General features: G+C 65.9%; 1 protein-coding gene. It reads right to left on the reverse strand.

Translation table 11 applies throughout. The features are described from left to right. Window positions 1-56: 56 nt before the first annotated feature. Window positions 57-902 carry an amidohydrolase family protein gene (locus WDW90_RS37420; protein WP_336492772.1) on the reverse strand — a complete coding sequence of 282 codons (846 nt, stop codon included), beginning with the start codon at window positions 900-902 and terminating at the stop codon, window positions 57-59. Between the last annotated feature and the right edge of the window lie 179 nt (window positions 903-1081).

Consider the following 1081-nt stretch of genomic DNA (forward strand, 5'->3'; position numbering starts at 1 on the left):
CGCAGGTCAACAGACAAAGGTGACGGCATGGGCAAGCTCCTTCACCCGTCAACGCGTCACCCGCAAACCTGTCTCAAGCAGCGCGGGATCTGCTCTAGCACCTCGTCGGAGAGTCCGAGCGCGTGGAAATCCTCTACGCCCTGCCGCATCGGCCGGAACGGGAATGAGCTCCCGAACAGGAACTGGTCTCGCATGAAGCCGTTGGCGACCTCGACGTAGAGCCGACCGCCCGGCGCGAACGTGTACATGTCCGGCGAGACGAAGACGTTCTCGTTGCGAAACGCGACGGTCACCATCGCGTCGACGTGTGGGTAGAAACCGTGGCAGCAGACGATCGGCAGCTTCGGGAAGGTCTTTGCCACGCGGTCGACCGCGAGCGGGTCATTGAAGCGCAGGTCCGGCGTGGTCGGGCCTGACATGATGAAGGCTGGGACCCCGAGCGACTGGCACAGCTCGTAGAGCGGCATCAGGCGTTCGTCGTCCGCCCGCATCGGATCGGCGTAGAAGCCCGCATCGAGGTTGATGCCCCGCAGCCCGAGATCCGCGACGGCGCGACGAGCCTCTGCCAGGGCTTCTTCCCGGCCGAGTTCCACCGGATCGACCGAGGCGATCCCGATCAAGCGCTCAGGGTCACGTTGTGCGACGGCCGCGAGATCATCGTTGCGGACGCGGACGCCGGGCACGCTGCGGGCGACCATCACGGCAACCGCGATGCCCGCCGCACCCATCTCCGCCGTGCAGCCCTCCACGGTGCGGCCGCGCGTGTCATGGCCGATCTCGCGAGCGCCGACGCGCCGGTTGAGCCAGCGCACGACGCCATCCTCCGGTGCGCCCGGATCGGCCCCGAAGAACGGGTGCAGGAAGGCCGGCCGGCTGCGCATGTCGATGATCGGCGTGGGCATCGCTCAACGCCTGTGCTGGATCGCCTAGGCGCCTTCGAAAGGCGCGGTCCCTCGCGGGGATCAACGTCAGTGCGAGACGTTCTAGGCTGTGGTGAGGATTTAACTATCTGAGCCAGATGCTGATGGCTGCGAGGGTGACGAATCCTATGAAGTTGAGGAGCAGCTTGTCGTAGCGGGTT

It is taken from the genome of Methylobacterium nigriterrae, from assembly GCF_037106235.1.
GTDB lineage: Bacteria > Pseudomonadota > Alphaproteobacteria > Rhizobiales > Beijerinckiaceae > Methylobacterium > Methylobacterium nigriterrae.

Coding starts and splice junctions, on each gene's coding strand:
- WDW90_RS37420 (WP_336492772.1), bottom strand. CDS start 902: ATGCCCACGCCGATCATCGACATGCGCAGCCGGCCGGCCTTCCTGCAC.